This window comes from Brevibacterium sp. (assembly GCF_022712115.1).
In the GTDB taxonomy this organism is placed as follows: Bacteria; Actinomycetota; Actinomycetes; order Actinomycetales; family Brevibacteriaceae; genus Brevibacterium; species Brevibacterium salitolerans.
Genome location: NZ_JALAHB010000128.1, coordinates 1 through 18,241, shown reverse-complemented (window position 1 = coordinate 18,241; position 18,241 = coordinate 1). Strand labels below are relative to the sequence as shown.

Genomic DNA, 18,241 nt, shown 5'->3' with positions numbered 1-18,241 from the left:
GCGGTCAGGGCCAGTTCGGGGCCATGGAGCGGGACGGTCTGGACATGCAGATGAATCGTGTGTGATTCTATGATCTGCACCACGCAATATACTGCATATCAATGTGAGCCGGTCGTGTTCGGATGCCGGCCGCACCCCGGCGTCCGCGCCGCACGACGAGAGGCATTCCCATGGCGACTGCAGATCTGCCCCGCTACCCGCTCACCTTCGGCCCCAGCCCCATCCACGAACTGCCGCGTCTGGCCGCGCACGTGGGCGGTGAGAACGGTCCGCGCATCTTCGCCAAGCGTGAGGACGTGAACTCCGGTCTGGCATTCGGCGGGAACAAGACCCGCAAGCTCGAGTACATCGTCCCGGACATCCTGGAATCCGGGGCGGACACGCTCGTCTCGATCGGCGGCTACCAGTCCAACCACACCCGCCAGGTCGCTGCGGTCGCGGCGCACCTGGGCCTCAAGGCGCGTCTGGTGCAGGAGCGCTGGGTCGACTGGAACGACCCGGTCAACGACAAGGTCGGCAACATCGAGCTCTCCCGGATCATGGGTGCGGACGTGCGTCTCGACTCGGCAGGCTTCGACATCGGCATCCGCGACTCCTGGAAGCAGGCGCTCGAGGACGTCGAGGCCGCCGGCGGCAAGCCCTATCCGATCCCCGCCGGTGCCTCCGAACACCCGCTGGGCGGGGTGGGCTTCGCCAACTGGGCGCACGAGGTCGTCGCACAGGAGGAGGAGATGGGCGTCTTCTTCGACACCGTCATCGTCTGCGTCGTCACCGGCTCCACCCAGGCCGGGATGATCGCGGGCTTCGCGGAGATCGAGGACGCGGGAGGCCGCACGCGCCGCGTGATCGGCATCGACGCCTCCGCGACGCTGGAGAAGACCGTCGACCAGGTGACCCGGATCGCCAACACCACGGCGGACAAGATCGGCCTGGGGCGGGAGATCCGCCCGGACGAGGTCGTCATCCGCTCCGGCTGGGAGGGCCCGGCCTACGGCATCCCGGACGAGTCCACCGTGGAGGCCATCCGCACCACTGGCGAGCAGGAGGGCGTCATCCTCGACCCCGTCTACGAGGGCAAGTCGATGGCCGGCCTCCTCGGCCTCATCCGCTCCGGTGAGCTCACGAGCGAGAACACCGTCCTCTATGCGCACCTGGGCGGTCAGCTCGCCCTCAACGCCTACAGCGCGATCTTCGAGGACTGAGCGGGCATGACGCAGTTCGAGGACGCACGCGCGGTGCGGGACGCAGGCGAGGCCGCACGCCCGGAGCACGACGCACACGAGGAGCACGTCCAGTTCGAGACGAGCACGCAGCTGGACCCGCCCAGCGCCAACGACCGGCCGCTGCGGGCCTCTGCGGATGCAGAGGTGCTGGACGAGATCGCCCAGCGGGTCCTGTGGCTCGCCACCTCGATCATCGACGCCGCCAATCGCGGCCGGGAGAACCCGGACGGCGTGAAGGTGGGCGGGCACCAGTCGTCCTCGGCCTCGATGGCCGGCATCATGACCGCGCTGTGGCTCACCCGGCTGCGCGCCGAGGACCGGGTCTCCGTCAAGCCGCACGCCTCCCCGGTGCTGCACGCGCTCAACTACCTGCTGGGCGATCTGGGCGAGGAGTACCTCACCCGTCTTCGCGCCCAGGGCGGTCTGCAGCCCTACCCCTCACGCACCAAGGACCCGGACACCGTCGACTTCTCCACGGGCTCCGTGGGGATCGGCGCGACCGCTCCGGTGTGGGCCGCGCTCTCGCACCGCTACCTCTCCGACCGGTTCCCGGAGACCACGCCGCCCGCCGGCCGCTTCTACTCGCTGCTGGGCGATGCGGAGCTGGACGAGGGCGCGGTGTGGGAGGCGATCATCGACCCCGAGGTGCGAGGTCTGGGCGAGGTCGTGTGGATCGTCGACCTCAATCGGCAGTCGCTGGACCGGGTCATCCCGGACGTGCAGATCCAGCGCCTCCAGGGCATGTTCGCCGCCGCGGACTGGCAGGTCCTCACGCTCACGTGGGGGCGGCGGCTCTCCGCGCTCTTCGCCGCCGAGGGCGGTGCGGTGTTCGAGCGTCGCATGCGCGAGATGCCCAACGAGGAGTACCAGCGCCTCCTGCGCTCCCACCCGGATGAGGTGCGCGAGCGCCTGCTCGCCGGCATGGGCGCGGAGGATCGTGAGGCGCTCGCCGCCCTGCTGGAGCCCTACACTCCGGTGGAGCTCGCGGAGCTCGTCCGCGACCTCGCCGGTCACGACCTCTCCTGCCTCGTGGACGCGTTCGGCCGGATCGACGACACCCGCCCCACCGTCGTCTTCGCCTACACGATCAAGGGCCGCGGGCTCGCGACGGAGGGCCACCCCGGCAACCACGCCGCCCAGCTCACAGGCGAGCAGATGGAGGATCTGGCCCGGGCCTCGGGCATGGAGGTCTCCGATCCGTGGCAGCGGTTCGCCCCGGACACGCCGGCCGGCAGAGCGCTCGCCGAGGCCGCGGCACGGCTGCGACGTGAGCCGATCCCGCAGGAGTCCGGCCCGCGGATCCCGGCGGAGCTGGGCTACTCGCCCAAGGCCACGACCTCCACGCAGGCCGCGCTGGGCCGCTTCCTCTCCGATCTGCACCGCGCGCAGCCGGAGGTCGCCGCGCACGTGGTGACCCTGAGCCCGGACGTGGCGACCTCGACCAATCTGGGCGGGTGGATCAACAAGACCGGCGTGTGGTCGATCGCCGGCCGCGCGGACTGGTTCGCGGACGACCGCGAGCGGGTCATGCGGTGGCGGGAGACGGAGAAGGGCCAGCACATCGAGCTGGGCATCGCCGAGGTCAACCTCGTCTCCCTCGCCGGCGAGCTGGGCTCCACCGGCTCGCGCTGGGGACGGACGCTGCTGCCCATCGCCGCGCTCTACGACCCCTTCATCAACCGCGCGCTGGAGCCGTGGACGTTCAGCCTCTACGCCGGGGGCCGCTCGATCGTGATCGGCACGCCCTCGGGGGTGACGCTGGCGCCCGAGGGCGGGGCGCACCAGTCGTTCAACACGCCCTCCGTCACCCTGGAGATCCCCGGGCTCACCAGCTGGGAGCCCGCGTTCGCGCAGGATCTGGAGTGGGCCATGCTGGATGCGATGCGCCGGCTGGGTCTGCCCGAGGCCGAGGGAGGCGAGGCCGCGTACTTCCGGCTCTCGACCCGGCCCGTGGATCAGGCGCTGGCCCGGGTGCCGAACGACCCCGTGCTGCGTGAGCGGCGCCGGGAGCAGGTGCTGGCCGGCGGCTACCGGCTCAGCGCGCACCCCGCCGCCGAGGACGTCGTCACCCTCGTGGGAGCCGGTGCGATCATGACGGAGGTGCTGGCCGCCGCCGAGCGGCTGGAAGCACTGGGCGTGCGTGCCGGAGTGGTGTGCGTGACGAGCCCGGCGCGGCTGTTCCGCTCGCTGCAGGCACGTTCGCAGGTGGGCGAGTCCCGCCGCAGCGCGATCGTCGACCAGCTCTTCCCCGCCGCCAGCCCGGCACCGCTCGTCACGGTCATGGACGGGCACCCGCACACGCTCGCGTTCCTCGCCGGTGTGCGCGGGGACCGGACGCGGAACCTGGGCGTCACGCAGTTCGGCCAGGCCTCCGGGGTGAGCGAGGCGTACCGCATCCACGGCATCGACACGGACTCGATCGTCCGCGCGGGGCTGGACCTCACCGGCCGGTGAGGGGATCCGGCGCTGAGTCGCCCTGCCCGTTCGCCGGGCGCTCCACTTCGTCGCCGAGGCAGAGCGTCACTCCTTCCGGGCGAAGGCGAGTTCCACCGTGGGGCTCTCCCGCAGTGTGCGCGCGAGCCTGCGCTCGAGCGGGAAGAGCGCCCGGCCGGCCAGCTCACCGGTGAACTCGGTGAGCGTCGCGGCCCGCAGCGCGCCTCCCCAGAGCTTCCGCCACAGCCAGGGAGAGTCCACCTGCGCGTTCATGAGCACCATGTGGGGCGAGCGATGCTCCAGGCGGAGGCCGGCCTCGGCGAGCGCCCCTTCGATCCACTCCAGGCTCCGGTTCGTCTGGTGCGCGCGGCGCTCATGGGCGGCACCCGGCTCGGTCGTGTCGCCGGTCCCGCTTGGGGTGCCCGCGGCCTCGGCCCCGTTCTGCCCGCCGGAGGAGACCCCGCTGCCCGCCGTCCTGTGTACGAAGTTCTCCGTGAGGACGAAGGTCCCGCCGGGCTTCAGCAGTGTCGCGATGTTGCGCAGCGCGGCACGGTAGGCGGCGTCATCCGTGATGTGGAAGAGCACGTCCATGCAGGACACGACGTCGAAGGACCCCGGCTCGAACGGACCCGTGCCGCGCGTGATATCGAGCTGTTCGAAGCGGTGCCCGGGGAAGTGCTCGCGGAGATTGCGCACAGCGGAGGCGGTGAGGTCGCTGCCGGTCACCTCGGCGGGGTGCATGCGCGACCACCAGCGCACATAGAGGCCCGTGCCGGAGCCGACGTCGAGGATGCGCGTGCCCCTGCCCACCCCGGCCCGGCCGGCGGTGCGGAGGAAGATCTCCTCACGCACCCGGTACATCCACGAGTTGAAGGCCAGGCCGAGTGCCTGGTAGCCGACGCCGCGCTCCGTCCAGTCGGAGTCGAGGCTCTCCTCCCAGAACTCGCTGTGGTCGTGCGCCTGTGCGTCACTGGGGTCGTGGGCGGGTGCGCTGTCGGCCTCGTGCGTCATCGTGTTCCTCTCCCTCCGGAGCGGCTCGGACCACACGGCGCATCCTCCGCCGGGCGCCTGTGGCACCGACCTCTGACTCGTGCCCACCCATCCTAGGGGCTTGCGCTCGGGAGGCGGGGAGACTGTCCTGTGCGGAGGGTGAGCCCCTGGTGGGAACACCGGCACACGCCGGGGCGCGCCCGCCCAGCGAGGACTCCCGCCTGCGCCGCGAGGGCGCCCGCTGGAACAGCGTGGGCGCATCCTGCGTTGAGACGACGGGCGCGGCCCGCGGGGCCGCCCTTCCGCACATGGTCCGAGGACCTCTCGCCCACGACACGAGGAGCACGATGACTCAGAGCCAGACCGTCCCGACGGAAGCCGCAGCCGCGCAGACCGCTGCAGTGGACCCGCGCCTCCACCGCCCCGCACTGCCCTTGGTGCTGGGCGGCAATACGTTCGGCTGGACCAGTGATCGCGAGCAGTCGTTCGCCGTCATCGAGGCGTTCCTCGCCGCGGGTGGCCAGCACATCGACACCGCGGACGGCTACTCCCAGTGGGTGCCCGGCAACTCGGGCGGCGAGTCGGAGACGATCCTGGGCGAGTGGTTCGCAGCCACCGGCCGCCGGGGCGAGGTCTTCCTCGCCACCAAGGTGGGCTCCTGGAGCGAGCGCCCCGGTCTGAGCGCGGAGAACGTCACCGCAGCCGTCGAGGACTCCCTCCGCCGCCTGCAGACGGACGTCATCGACCTCTACTACGCGCACTTCGACGACGACTCGCAGTCCCCGGAGCAGCTCGCCCGCACCTTCGACGGGTTGGTCAAGGCGGGGAAGATCCGCCACATCGGCATCTCCAACCTCTCGCCGGCGCGCCAGCGCGCGTGGATTGCGGCCGCCGAGGCCGAGGGGCTCACCGTCCCGGTCGCCATCCAGCCTCAGTACTCGCTCGTGCACCGCGGCGACGTGGAGGGCGGGGCGGACGGCACCGGCGGGTACGGCGCGGTCGCCCGCGAGCACGGGCTTGCAGTCTTCCCGTACTACACGCTGGGCTCCGGTCTGCTGACCGGCAAGTACCGCACGGCAGAGGACTTCTCCGGTGCTGCCCGCGAGGGATTCCTCAGCGGCTTCTCCGACGGCCGCGCCGTGGAGCTGGTCGAGACCCTCGTCGCGGTCGCCGAGGACGCCTCGGCGCAGCCGGCCTCCGCCGCCCTGGCGTGGCTGCTGGCGAAGGGAGTGACGGCCCCCATCGCCTCCGCACGCACCCCGGAGCAGCTCGAGGCCCTGGTGGCGGCACCGGCCGTTGCCCTCACGAATGCGCAGATCGCACGCCTGGACGCGGCCTCGGCCCGCTTCGCCTGAGCGCGTTCCCGTGACGGGACGGCCAGTCGCAGGCACACGCGGATGGAGCGGGTGCGCGCACGCGGATGGAAGGTGTGCGCCGGCGGCCGTATGCTCGGCGGCATGGCGAAGACGCATCCGCACATCACCGCCCCCACCCCTGCCCAGCTGGCCCGGCTCGTCGAGGACCGCCCCGAGCCGATCGCTCAGACGTATCTGGCCCTGCACGCCCTCGTCCTCGAGACGCTGCCGGACGTCGAGCACTCCGTGGACGAGGTCGATGCGAGCATCGGCTACGCCGCTCACCAGTACGGATACAACGGGTGGGGGATGGCGGCGGTCACGCCTCACAGCAGGTGGGTGTCGCTGACCCTGCTGCAGGGCTCCCGGCTGCCGGATCCCTCCGGGCTGCTCGAGGGCACCGCGGTCATGCGGCACGTGAAGCCGCGGACCCCGGAGGAGGTGGAGGAACACCGCGTGGACCTCACCGCGCTGCTCCTCGCCGCCGCCCGCCTCTGCGAGGAGCGGGACTGAACCGAGGCTCCGGCGGCGTCCGGCAGGCCGCTGCGGCCGGGCCACTGAGGTTGCCGGCAGGCCGCTGAGGCCGGGCCGCCGGAGCCGCGCGGCGACGGCGTGGTCAGGCCGGACTGAGGCCGGGTCCGGTGTCGAATCGCTCGGCCAGCTGATTCCGGAGCGAGCGGGCCTGGACCTGCCTGCGGTGCTCGGCCAGGGCCTCGGCGGCGGGTCTCTCCGGTCCGTCCGCCTCCCCGGTAGGGACCGCGCGCGCGAGTTCGCGGAAGCAGTCCCGCAGGAGCCCGGGCGGGATATCCGGACCCGAGGCGAACGCCGGCGGCTCGTCCGCGCGGGCGACGGTCTCGGCATAGGCCGAGGTGGCACGGGCCCTCCCGATGAGTACTGAGGACGGCGCCGCAGTCCGCAGGCCCGCAGCCTCTCCCAGCCCCCAGCGGATCACGGCGTCCACCTCCAGCGTGAGCATCACCTCCGCGTCCTCGTCCCCGCGCTTCAGCCGCTGCGGAAAGGTGGAGCTGAACTCCGCGTGCGCCTGCGGGTCCGTGGGGCCGTACTCCCACGCCTCGAAGCGGCTGTCCACCACGGGCGCCTCGTGCCAGGCCTCCAGCCAGCCGGAGACGAAGTAGAGGAGCATGAGCGCGCTCGTCTTGTCGATGCCGGGCTGGACGAAGCGGATGTGCGCGACGATCTGCGCGGCCGTGAGCGGAGGAGCCGGGGTGGGTGACGGGGCCGGCTGATCTGGCGAGGCCGGGTGCTGGGGTGCGGTCATGCTCACCATTCTCCCGCGCCGCCTCAGCGATCGCAGCCGGCTGACCGTGCGCGCGGCGTCGAGGGGCGGCTCCGCGGCGCTGAGCATGCGGTCGGGCGCGGCGGAGCTCGTCACGTGCAGCGGCACCTGCCGGTCGTGGAGGACGTCGACGAGCGTGGCGAACCGCTGGAGCGGATCACGTTCCGCCCGCGCCAGGTCCGGGACCTCGACGACGCGTACGGCGGCGAGCCGCTCCGCGAGCGCGAGGTACTGATGCGGGCCCACCGGACGCTCGCAGAGCTCGTGGAAGGTGAAGGTGTCCGGAGGGAAGGGCCCCGAGGCCGCCGCGGGCTCCTCCGGGTCGATCACCCTCCAGGATCCGGAACTGAATGAGGGCACCGGGGGTGCGTGCTCTCCCCCGTGCAGTCCGCTGTGCGGCTGTGCGTGCCGCTCTTCGCGCAGGTCCCGGTGCAGATCCTCGCGATGATCCGGTCCCGCGGGAACCTCGACGATTCGCAGGCCCCGAGTGAGGAGTGCGATCGCGGGCAGCGCGTGCTCGTGGAAGAGGGGGTTGGGCAGCAGCGCCTCCGGAGCGTAGTTGGAGGTGGCGATGAGCAGGGTGCCGTTCTCCTCGAGCACGCGCAGCGTGGAGGTGAGGAACGAGGCATCGGCGACGTCGTGGACGTGGAACTCGTCGAACATCACGGCCCGGGCGGAGCGCAGGGTGCGGGCGATCGCCTCGCGCACCGGCTGCCGTGTCCGTGTGATCTCCGCGTGCAGGTCCCGGAAGAAGTCGTGGAAGTGGAAGCGGACTCTGCGGTCGGTGGGCAGGGTGTCGAAGAGCAGCTGCGCCAGGTGGGTCTTGCCCCGCCCCACCGGCCCCCACAGGTACCAGCCGTGCAGGTGGGGCGGGAGACGTTCTTCCAGCACTGCTCTCGCCTGCCGCTGTCCCGGATCGTAGGCGAACCCCGTCTGCGCTGCAGCGGCGCGGAATCCCGGGCGCCCCCGCGCTGCGAGGCGTCCTGCCGCCTTCGCGCGGCGGAGGGCACGACCGGAGGCGGGGCGGGGTGCGGAGCGGGCGGCTGCGCCGGCCTCGAGAGCGTGCATGATTCCTCCTCGCATTCCCGCTACAGGTGTAGAGGAAATATCTTCACTCTACACCTGTAGAGTGGAGGTGTCGGTGGGCCGGATGATGCCGGCAGATCCGAGAGCCGGCAGCGGCGGTGAGTCCGACGATGCCGGTGGGGCGCGAAGGCGGCCGGGCATGACGGCAGTGAGGTATGAGGGGTGGAGGGGGCCATGTCACGAGGGGATGTGCGACGCGCGCTCATCGCGGACAGTGCGATCGCGGTGCTCGCCGCCGGTGGGGCGCGGGCCCTCACGCACAAGGCCGTCGATGCGCGGGCGGGTCTTTCCGCAGGCTCGGCCTCCTATCACTTCCGCACCCGGAAGGCGCTCATCACGGCGGCGGTCGAGCGGATCCGTGTGCTCTCCCGTGAGGCCTTCGACGCCGCTGCGCGCGGGGCCGGCGTTGCCGCGGCGGTGCCCCCGGCGTCTACTTCTGCGGCGATGCCTCCGGCTTCCGCCGCCGATGAGGCGGCCGCGCTCGCCGCGGACCAGCTGCTCCGGCTGGCGGGCGAGAGGCGGGAGCAGGCGCTCGCCGTCTTCGCCCTCCTTCCCGAGGCGGCCGAGGACTGCGAGCTGAGGTCCGCGCTCCTGCGCTGCCTGTTCTCCCGGGAGCTCGCCGGGGACCTCATGGCGAGACTGGGCAGCAGGGCGCCGGAAGCCGATGCCGCAGGCTTCATTGACTTCCTCACCGGGATGCTTGTCCGCCTTCTCTATGCGCCCGCGCCGGGGGGCCTTCTCTCATGCGGCTCCGAGGCGGGGACCTCCGCCTCGGGGACAAGGGGCTCTGCTGCGGAACCGGGGAGCTCTGCCGCGGAGGGCGTGACCCCGGCCTCCGGTGCGCACCCCGAGATCGAGGGAGCCCTCGTCCGCTTCCTGACGACCTTTCCCCGGCAGCCGTCTCCTTGAGCGTGTCCCGCTATCCGGAACCGCGAGTGCGCCGATTGCGCCGGCCTGGTGCTGCTGCCGGTGGCGGACGGACGCCCCAGGACCGCCTCTGGCAGGCGGTCGAGCACCAGCTCCTCGCCCGGACCTCGGCCGTCATCACTCTCAACTCCGACGACGAGGCGTGGTTCCGGCAGCGGATGCCCCCGCACGCGGTGGAGCGGATCCGTGCGGGGGTGGGTCTGGGCCTGAGCCGGTACCCGCGGACGACGCCGCCGGACGGGCCCCTGCGCCTTGCCTGGATCGGTGAGCACACCGCGCGCACGTGCCCGCACTTCGCCGTCGCGGCAGCGGCGGAGCTGCACCGTGCGGGTCTCGGCTTCTCACTGACGATGATCGGTGTGGGTGAGCGGCTGGAGCGGACGCGGAGGGAGGCGGCACGGCGCGGGCTGGAAGGCGTGGTGCACGTGGCGGGCTGGGGCGACGCCCGGCAGGCGCTGGCGGGTGCGCACGCCCTCGTGCACACCGCACAGTGGGAGGGGCTGCCGCGGGTCATGCTGGAGGCGTTCGCCGTGGGCCAGCGCTCCTATGCCTTCGATGTCCAGGGCGTGCGCGATGCGCCGGGCGCCGTGCTGGCGGCCGATGGGGACGTGCCCGCTCTGGTGCGTGTGGTCCGCACCGGCTGGGAGTCGGGCGGATGCACCGTCCGCTCACGGAGGATCCGCAGTTCCTCTACAGCACGGAGGCGGTCCGGCGGATCCTCGTGTTCCTGCTCGGCACGGTCCTGCCGACAGGAGCGGGGGTGGGAGCCTCGGACAGGGGGCCAGCCGCAGGCCGCTGGCGGAGCGGGAGCGCCGGGACGGGCGGCAGACAGGTCTACGGCCGTGAGCGACGACGCCCTGCTGCCGGGGGCGAAGCGGGTGATGGCATGAGTGGCGGGCGGGGCGGTGAGCGGGCCCTCAGGACTCCTCGGTCTCGCGGGCCTCTCGCGCGGAGGCGACGTCGTCGACGATCCGCACGATCTGCTGGGCGCTGGTGAGGAGCGAGCCGTACAGCGGCCAGGTGGAGCGGGGCAGCGAGCTGTCGGCGGACATCGCCTCGGCGAGGTCCGCCAGGCGTGCGCCCACAGGCTCCACCTCCGCCTCGGGATCGGCGATCGCACGGCCGGCGTCCCGGAGGATCGCCGTCCACTCGCGCCGGAAGCGGGCGTCCCAGTCACCGTCCGCGACGCTGGCCTCGCGCAGGGTCCGTGCGAGATGGCGCAGGTGGGAGACGCTCTCGTCCGCGCGCATGAGGATCTCCTCGTACCCCACCTCACGGCCGCCGGACCCGGAGCGGCGGAGGAGGAGGTGGCGCGGGTTCGCCCACCTGCTCTCACGGGCGCTGTGCACGGCCTGCCAGGCGGCGTCGAGATCGGAGCTCATGGTCTCCGTCTCCGCCATCCAGGCCTCGGCCCGGTCCGTGTCCCATGAACTCTCGAACTCCTCGGCCATGTTCGTGAGGATCCCGCCCATGCGGCGGTTGATGCTGTCCACGTAGCGGGCGGCCTCCCGGTCCCGCAGCGGCGGGATGAGGAGGAGATTCGCGACGATGCCGACCCCGGCACCCACCGCGACCTCGAGGAGCCGGTCGTCCAGCAGCGGCGCCTGCTCGTCGAAGCCCGCTCCCAGCACGAAGATCGCAGTGGTCGCGACGGCGACGCCCTCCGAGCGCAGGCCCGGCACCCGGGCCAGCACCAGTCCCGCCAGCAGCGCCAGCGCGAACGTCCACAGGCTCACGCCCAGGCAGCTGCCGATCACGAAGGAGAGGCCCACGCCGATCCAGGAGGCCACGGTGGACTGCAGCCCGTGGCGGACGGACTGGTACAGCGTGGGGAAGACCGTGAGGAGGGCGACCCACGGGGCCAGGAACGGCACCGGGGACTCCAGCACATTCACCGCCAGCCACCACGCTGCGGTGGCCGCGACCACGGACTTGAGGATCTGCAGGAGGTCCGTGACGGCCTCGGGCCGGGAGGGGAGGGAGCGGACGGCCGCGAGCGTGCGCCGGGGGAGGCCGCGCAGCCGGGCGAGGGGATGCGAGAGCACCCCGCCGGAATCCGGCGGGGTGCTCTGTGCGGGTGGCTTCATGCTCTCCGAGCGTAGCGGGTTCTCAGCCCATCGCGTCCGGATCGTCCGTGCCCTTGGCGAGGCCGTGCTCCGCGCGCCACTCGATCCAGGCGGGCAGCATCTCCTCGTCCGAGTAGTCGCCGGCGGTCTCCATGAACGCCGCCCACTCCTCGTCGAGCTTCTCGCCGCGCTCCACGAGCTCGTCCTGCTTCGCCTGCGCCTCCTCGGTCCAGCGGTCGTGCTCCTTGAGCCAGCGGATGAGGCCCGGGTGGTAGGGGACCTCGCGCGGGGTGTCCTCCACCGTCTCCGGATCCCAGCGCGGCATGTTGATCGTCGCGTTCTCGTACTTGGGGTAGGTCCGGGCGATCGAGTCGACGAGCGCGTAGACCTCGTCCTCGGAGACGTCCGCGTAGGCGGAGATCGGCAGGGAGTAGACGAAGCCGTTGGTGGACTCGCCCTCCTCCTGCGCCGGCGCGCCCTCGAAGGGGAGGACGTTGACGGACGGCGCGAGCTCGTGCAGCCGGTCCACGGCCTCCGTGTCGTCCGGATCCAGATCGATCCAGGAGATGTCCATCTGCGACTCGAGTTCGTAGATGACGGAGCCGTACACCTGCTGGTACTGCGTGTCGATCTTGCCCTGCTTGAGGGCCTCGGTCTGCTCGCCGTAGGCCACGTTCACCGACTGCACGTCCTCGCGGGTGAGCCCGCCGTAGGCCAGGTAGGCGTCGATCTTCTGGTTCACGGACGGGTTCGCCGTGATGTAGGGGACCTTCTTGCCCTTGAGGTCCGCCGGCGTCTCGATGCCGTCCGCCGTGCGGGTGAGCAGCGAGTGCGCGGAGTGCGGGGCCCAGACGACGCGGGTGTCCTGCGGTCCCCAGTCCTCGTTGGCGAACTCGTTGACGCCCTCGAAGCCGAAGATGTACTCGTCGCCCAGGCGTCCCATCGCCGCAGCGCCCGCTCTCACGGCCGCGAGACGTCCGATGGCGGTGTCCGAGGCGATGATGCGCACACGCGCGCCGGTGTCGTTGGAGACCTGGTTGGAGACGGCCGCGAGGTCCGCGTAGGTGGCCGTGCCGGTGCCGTAGGTGGCGAAGACGAGCGGGTCGCGCAGGCCGCTCTCGGTCGTCTCGGTCGAGGTCTGGCAGCCGGTCAGCAGGAGCGCGGCCGTGGCCAGCCCGGCGAGGAGTGCCTTGGTGCGTCTCATGACTGGGCCTTTCCGTTCGTGGTGGTGGCTGTCGCCGTGACGGCGGCCTCGGGCTTGGTCCCGAGGACATAGGCGAGGAGGACGCCCGCGATCCCCACGCCCAGGCCGATGAACGCGGACGCGGTGGTGGGCCAGAACATGAGCAGTCCGCCCGCTGCCAGCACGAGCCGGACGACGATGCCGATCCGGCGGCCGTTGAGCGTGAGGAAGCCCTCGAACGACGAGGCGAGGAAGTACACGCCGACCATGGCGGTGAGCAGCGCGAGGACGATCTGCACGAACGTGGAGTCCTGGGCCACCAGCGCCGGGTTGAGCACGAACGCGAACGGCACGATGTACTTCACCGCGCCCAGGCGCATGGCGGTGATCGAGGTGGCCATCGCGGGGGTGCCTGCGATGTTGGCCGCCGCGAAGGAGGCCAGCGCGACGGGCGGGGTGATGTAGGAGACCGTCGCCCAGTAGATGACGAAGAGGTGCGCGGCGATGGGGTTCACCGCGATGGTCTCGCCGAACACCACGAAGGGCTCGGTGGTGAGCGCCGGCGCCAGCACGATCGCCAGCAGCACGTAGACGGCGGAGACCGTCATGCCCATGCCGAGGACGAACGAGGTGACCGCGCCGGCGAGCAGCATGAGCCAGAGGTTGTCCCCCACGAGGCGGATGAGCTCGGTGGCCAGCGAGAGGCTCACGCCCGTCATGGACAGACCGCCCACGATCAGGCCCACGCCGGCGATGATGCCGACGATCTCCGCGACCGTCTTGCCGCTCGCGTAGACGAAGTCCAGGAACGCGCGCGGGGTGAGCCGGTGCTTCTTCATGAACAGCATGCAGATGAGCAGGAAGGCGATCACCCAGAACGGCGCCTGAGTCTCGTTCTTCGTCACGACCATGAGGAGGACGAGACCCACGAGGGCGGCCACGTAGGGCAGTCCCTTCATGAGGGTGGGCAGTGCCCTGGGCAGCTCCGCCTTGGGCATGCCGCGCAGCAGGCTCTTGGCGGAGTACGCGTCGACCTGCAGGAAGATGCCCCAGTAGTAGAGGAACGCGGGGATGGCGGCGGCGAGGGCGACCTCGCCGTAGGGCACGCCCACGAAGCTCACCATGAGGAAGGCCGCGGTGCCCATGATGGGCGGGGTGATGGTGCCGCCGGTGGCGGCCGTGGCCTCGATGCCGGCGGCGTAGCGGCCGGGGAAGCCGGAGCGCTTCATCGCCGGGATGGTCATGGGGCCGGTCGTGAGCACGTTGGAGACGGCGGAGCCGGACATCATGCCCATCGCCGCGGAGGAGACGACGGAGACCTTGGCGGAGCCGCCGCGGTAGCGGCCGAACACGCTCATGGCGAGGTCGTAGAAGAAGGTGGCGCCGCCGGAGAACTGCAGTGCCACACCGAAGATGAGGAAGCCCACGAGGATCGTCGCGGCCGTTTGCAGGGGCAGGCCCAGGATGGAGTCGACGCCCATCGCGTGGATCTGGGCCGTGAGCGGAAGGGAGAATGGGATGCCCTCGAGGAAGGTGATGGGGATGCCCGCCGCGAAGACCGGGTAGAGGGAGAACACGAACGCGATGCACGTGACCACGAGGCCGGCGGTGCGGCGCAGCCCCTCCAGGACGATGATCCAGAGCACGAAGGACGCCACCGTGGCGAGCGTGGGGGCGATGTAGTCCCAGCCGCGCTCGGCGATGCGCTGGCCGTTGGCGCCCAGGTAGATCGTCACGACGAGCGTGAGCGCCGCCAGTGCGATGTCGTACCAGGGGACCGAGGTGCGCGGCGCGGTCGGCTTCTTCCGCAGCGGGAAGACGATGAAGACGATGGGGAGGAACGCCGCCAGCAGGAAGTAGAGGAAGCTGTTGGTCAGCATCGAGAAGCCGCCCAGATCCCACAGGAACGCCTGGTTGAGCACCAGGAGGACGCCCGCGAGGGTGAGGACCATGACGACGATGCGCCACGCCAGCGGCAGGCCGGGACCGGACCCCTCCGCGGGGTCGTCGAGGCTGTCGAGATTCGCGGCGGGGACGTCAGCGGAGGCGGGTGACTGTGCGGTCACCTCTGCCTCGGGCACGGGGGCGGTCTCTCCCGGGGGAGAGGCCGCGGCGTCATTGCGTGGCGTGCTCATGTGCACCTCATCGTGGATGGTGGGCTGACGGCTGTTCTGCGGGAGCGGCCGGAGTCGTTCCCCGTTCCCGGTTCCGGATGCCGGGCGGCAGCGCTGCGAAGGCCTCGCACGCTGCCGGGGACGGCTTCCGGGCAGGGGTGTGGGGCCGACGAGACGCGGAGCCGCGCATGGCCGGTGGTCTATATCACACCCGTAACCGGGACCACAATAATGTACAGCCTGCTGCGCAGACCGCGCGACAATCTCCACACTATGAGCGTGAAATACCTGAATCGGCGCTTATTATTGCCTCACTGGTCAATAATATGGAAAATATTATTGTATTTCCAGTCTCGTTCTTGCGCAGTGTGCGCCGTCATACGCAGGACGCGGAGGGCAGGCGCCGCCGGTCGCACCCGTCGTCCCACCGATCCGCCTGCGGTGAGCAGGGTGCGGCGGACAGGAGCGCGCGGGCGGCCCGCTCCCGTCCGCCGCGGTCAGCGCCGCAGCTGGCAGCGCAGAGGCTCTCCGCGCAGCGCGCGCTCCATCTCCTCGGCCGCGAACCGCTGCAGGTTCGTAAGCGAGCGCTCCGAGTAGAACGCCGCGTGAGGGGTGAGCAGGGTGCGCGGTGCGGTCCTGAGCGGGTGGCCCTCCTCGAGGGGCTCGGACTCGAGGACGTCGAGGCCGAGGCCGCCCAGCCTTCCTGCGGAGACGGCCTCGGCGGCGGCACGCGTGTCCACCAGGGCTCCCCGTGCGGTGTTGACGAGTATCGCCGAGTCCTTCATGGCGGCCATCGCCCGCGCGTCGATGAGGTGCCGGGTCTCGGGGGTGAGCGGGGCGTGGACGGAGACGATGTCCGCGCACTCGAGGAGCGTGTCGAAGTCCGTGAGCGTGATCCCCTCCGCGGCCACGGCCTCGGCGTCCGCATAGGGGTCGTAGGCGATGACCTCGGCGCCGAAGGCCCGGACGCGGGCGGCCACCTTCCGCCCGATCTGCCCGGTCCCCACGAGCCCGTAGGTGACGTCGGAGACCGCCGCGATGGGACCGAGGTCCGTGGCGGAGACCCAGCCGCTCTCCGAGGCGGTGATCCGGGCGTGGTAGTCGGCGACGCGGCGGAGGACCGCGAGCGCGAGCATGACCGTGTGGTCCGCGACGGTGTCGGCGCCGTAGTCCGGCACGTTGCACACGCGCACGCCGTGCCGCGCGGCCGCTTCCACGTCGATCGTCTCGTAGCCGATCCCGTAGCGGATCACGGTGGCGCCCTCCGCCAGCCCTGCGAGGACGCGATCGGTGATCTCCGCGTACGCGAGCATGACGACGTCTGCGCCGGCGGTGAGCTTAACGACCTCCGCCTCCGCCGTGACGTCGCTGCGGACGACGAGTTCGGCTCCCGCGCGGGCCGCGGCGCGCTCCTCGTGCGCCAGGCCGGGGAAGCTCTGGTCCGTGATAACGACGCGGCGCGCCCTCACTCCGCGCCCCTGCCGGCCGCGAGATCGGCGGCGAAGGCGGCGCGGGCGGCACCGGTGTCCGAGGAGGTGGTGATGAAGGTGAAGCCCTGCTCGCGGCGCATGCGGGCCTGCTCGCCGTTGCCGGTGTGCACGGCCGGGATCTTGCCGTGCTCCTGCGTCACCGCGAGGACGCGCGCGATGGCCTCGGTCGTGGCCTGCTCCTCCGGGCCGGGCCGCGAGCCCACCGCGAAGGAGAGGTCGGAGGGGCCGATGTAGAGGCCGTCGACCCCGTCGAGGGCCGCGATCTCCTCCACGGCGGCGAGCCCGCCCGCCGTCTCGATCATGGGCAGCAGGAGCGGCCTGCTCGCGCAACCGGGCTCGTCGCCGGTCATGAAGGCGTTGTTGGGTCCCCAGGAGCGCGTTCCCCCGGCATCCGGGTAGCGGAGCGCGGCGACTGCCCGTCGAGCGTCCTCGACGGAGTCGATGAGCGGCACGATGACGGCCTCGGCGCCCGCGTCCGCGGCCATGCCGATGAGGGTGAAGTCGTTCTCCGGCACGCGGACCACGACCATCGCGTCGCCGCCGGAGCGGATCGCGTCCGAGAGGCGCACCACGTCTCCGGCCCGTGCGAAGCCGTGCTGCATGTCGATGCAGACGTAGTCGTAGCCCACGGAGGAGGAGAGGCGGGCGAGATCGGCGCTGTCGGAGCCCAGCCACATGCCGTGGTAGACGCTGCCGCCGCGCAGTGCCTCGAGGTGGGAGGTGCGGAAGTGTGCCATTGCGATTCCTTTCGGTGTAGGGGAGATGTGCGGGTGCGCCGAGCCGTGCTCAGGATCCGACCAGGAACATGGACAGCGCGGGGACGAAGCTCACGATGAGCCCCACCGCCACCAGCAGGACGAACCCGGGGGCCACCGCGACGATGGCCTCGCCGGTCCTCACCTTCGCCACGCCCGCGGCGATGAACAGGTTCACGCCCAGGGGCGGGGTGATGAAGCCGAAGGAGAGCACGACGATGATGAGCACGCCGATGTGCACCGGGTCGAGGCCCGCCAGACTGAGGACGGGGACGAGGATGGGCGCGGTGATCGTCACCGCCGCGATCGTCTCCATGAAGGTGCCCAGCAGGAGGAGCAGGAGGTTGACCAGCAGGATGATGACGACGGGGTTGTCCGAGATCGCCGTGAGTACAGCGACGATCGTCTCCGGGGCGTTCTCGATCGTGAGGATCCGGCCGAAGATCGCCGCCGCGGCCACGATGAACATCAGCGCACTCGTGGTCAGCGTCGCGTTGACGAAGGTCTCGAGCAGATCGCGCAGGCGCATCTCCCGGTAGACCAGGAGCGCGAGGACGACGCCGTAGACGACTGCGATGACGGCGGCCTCGGTGGGCGTGAAGATGCCGCCGTAGATCCCGCCGAGGATGATGACGGGCAGGAGGAGGCCGCCCTTGGCGCGGTTGAGGGCGGAGAGGCGCTCTTTCCAAGTGGACCGGCCGGTGCCGCCCACGCCGTGGGTCCGTGCGTGCCAGATCGCCCAGGCGATGAGGACGAGGCCCATGAGGATGCCGGGGAGCACCGCCGCGAGGAAGAGATCGCCGATGCTGGTGCCGGTGACCACGCCGAACACCACGAGCGGGATCGACGGCGGGATGACGACGCCGATCGTGCCGGCCGCGGCGATGAGCGCGGCGGAGAACTTCCGCGAGTAGCCCACCCGGACCATCTCGGGGATCATGATGCCGCCCACGGCGGCGACGGTGGCCGGGCCGGAGCCGGAGATGGCGGAGAAGAACATCGCGGTGAGGACGGCTGCGACCCCGACGCCTCCGGGGATGTGGCCGACGAAGGCGTTCGCGGTGTCGAACAGCCGCTTGGAGATCCCGCCGCGGCCCATGATGAGGCCGGCGAGGATGAAGAACGGCACAGCCATGATGGGGAAGGAGTCGTTCGCGGTGGTGAGCGTCTGCGTGAGCATGCCCAGTGAGACGCCGGGGGCGAAGAGGACGATGACGAGGAGGCTGGAGGCGAGCAGGCCGTAGGCGATCGGCAGGCCGAAGGCGAGTGAGGCCAGCAGGGACAGGAGAAGTACGGTGAGCGTCATGATGGGTCCTCAGCTG

14 protein-coding genes are annotated in these 18,241 nt (G+C 71.3%); 6 read left to right on the top strand and 8 right to left on the bottom strand.

Annotated elements, in window-relative coordinates:
* The first annotated feature begins 170 nt into the window (after nucleotides 1-170).
* Nucleotides 171-1,202 (top strand): 1-aminocyclopropane-1-carboxylate deaminase, encoded by a 1,032-nt coding sequence (locus Q0A33_RS07475; RefSeq protein ID WP_291794815.1) that lies wholly within the window; start codon nucleotides 171-173, stop codon nucleotides 1,200-1,202.
* Between the two features lie 6 nt (nucleotides 1,203-1,208).
* Entirely contained in the window at nucleotides 1,209-3,677 is a 2,469-nt protein-coding gene (locus Q0A33_RS07470) for a pyruvate dehydrogenase (RefSeq protein WP_291794814.1), read from the top strand.
* Between the two features lie 66 nt (nucleotides 3,678-3,743).
* Here the strand turns inward: Q0A33_RS07470 and Q0A33_RS07465 are convergent, their stop codons facing one another.
* The gene (locus tag Q0A33_RS07465) at nucleotides 3,744-4,667 is read right to left on the bottom strand and encodes a class I SAM-dependent methyltransferase (protein ID WP_291794813.1); all 924 of its coding nucleotides are present in this window, start codon (nucleotides 4,665-4,667) and stop codon (nucleotides 3,744-3,746) included.
* 326 nt (nucleotides 4,668-4,993) lie between these two features.
* Between Q0A33_RS07465 and Q0A33_RS07460 the strand changes: the two genes are divergently transcribed.
* Together Q0A33_RS07460 and Q0A33_RS07455 are read left to right on the top strand one after the other, a co-directional pair.
* Nucleotides 4,994-6,001 (top strand): aldo/keto reductase, encoded by a 1,008-nt coding sequence (locus Q0A33_RS07460; protein ID WP_291794812.1) that lies wholly within the window; start codon nucleotides 4,994-4,996, stop codon nucleotides 5,999-6,001.
* A gap of 102 nt (nucleotides 6,002-6,103) precedes the next feature.
* On the top strand, nucleotides 6,104-6,514 hold the full coding sequence (locus Q0A33_RS07455) for a DUF1801 domain-containing protein (RefSeq protein ID WP_291794811.1): 411 nt from the start codon (nucleotides 6,104-6,106) through the stop codon (nucleotides 6,512-6,514).
* A gap of 103 nt (nucleotides 6,515-6,617) precedes the next feature.
* Here the strand turns inward: Q0A33_RS07455 and zapE are convergent, their stop codons facing one another.
* Nucleotides 6,618-8,366: a cell division protein ZapE gene (gene zapE / locus Q0A33_RS07450; protein WP_291794810.1), complete on the bottom strand. Its 1,749-nt coding sequence runs from the start codon at nucleotides 8,364-8,366 to the stop codon at nucleotides 6,618-6,620.
* A 192-nt stretch (nucleotides 8,367-8,558) separates the two neighbouring features.
* On the opposite strand from zapE, the gene Q0A33_RS07445 reads away from it, so the two are divergent.
* Entirely contained in the window at nucleotides 8,559-9,293 is a 735-nt protein-coding gene (locus Q0A33_RS07445) for a TetR family transcriptional regulator (RefSeq protein ID WP_291794809.1), read from the top strand.
* Nucleotides 9,294-9,319: 26 nt separating this feature from the next.
* The gene (locus tag Q0A33_RS07440; RefSeq protein WP_291794808.1) at nucleotides 9,320-10,201 is read left to right on the top strand and encodes a glycosyltransferase; all 882 of its coding nucleotides are present in this window, start codon (nucleotides 9,320-9,322) and stop codon (nucleotides 10,199-10,201) included.
* A 27-nt stretch (nucleotides 10,202-10,228) separates the two neighbouring features.
* On the opposite strand, the gene Q0A33_RS07435 is transcribed toward Q0A33_RS07440, so the two are convergent.
* From Q0A33_RS07435 to Q0A33_RS07410, 6 genes are all read right to left on the bottom strand, one after another.
* Nucleotides 10,229-11,398 (bottom strand): aromatic acid exporter family protein, encoded by a 1,170-nt coding sequence (locus Q0A33_RS07435; protein ID WP_291794807.1) that lies wholly within the window; start codon nucleotides 11,396-11,398, stop codon nucleotides 10,229-10,231.
* A 22-nt stretch (nucleotides 11,399-11,420) separates the two neighbouring features.
* Nucleotides 11,421-12,581 carry a TAXI family TRAP transporter solute-binding subunit gene (locus Q0A33_RS07430; protein ID WP_291794806.1) on the bottom strand — a complete coding sequence of 387 codons (1,161 nt, stop codon included), beginning with the start codon at nucleotides 12,579-12,581 and terminating at the stop codon, nucleotides 11,421-11,423.
* Nucleotides 12,578-14,695: a TRAP transporter permease gene (locus tag Q0A33_RS07425; RefSeq protein ID WP_291794805.1), complete on the bottom strand. Its 2,118-nt coding sequence runs from the start codon at nucleotides 14,693-14,695 to the stop codon at nucleotides 12,578-12,580. The genes Q0A33_RS07430 and Q0A33_RS07425 overlap by 4 nt, the downstream gene beginning before the upstream one ends.
* Before the next feature lie 476 nt (nucleotides 14,696-15,171).
* On the bottom strand, nucleotides 15,172-16,143 hold the full coding sequence (locus Q0A33_RS07420; protein ID WP_291794804.1) for a C-terminal binding protein: 972 nt from the start codon (nucleotides 16,141-16,143) through the stop codon (nucleotides 15,172-15,174).
* Nucleotides 16,140-16,901, bottom strand: coding sequence for an aldolase/citrate lyase family protein (locus tag Q0A33_RS07415; RefSeq protein WP_291794803.1), 762 nt, complete (start codon nucleotides 16,899-16,901; stop codon nucleotides 16,140-16,142). Before Q0A33_RS07415 ends, Q0A33_RS07420 begins: the two co-directional genes overlap by 4 nt.
* A gap of 49 nt (nucleotides 16,902-16,950) precedes the next feature.
* Nucleotides 16,951-18,225, bottom strand: a complete 1,275-nt coding sequence (locus Q0A33_RS07410) for a TRAP transporter large permease (protein WP_291794802.1) — start codon at nucleotides 18,223-18,225, stop codon at nucleotides 16,951-16,953.
* Nucleotides 18,226-18,241: the final 16 nt, after the last annotated feature.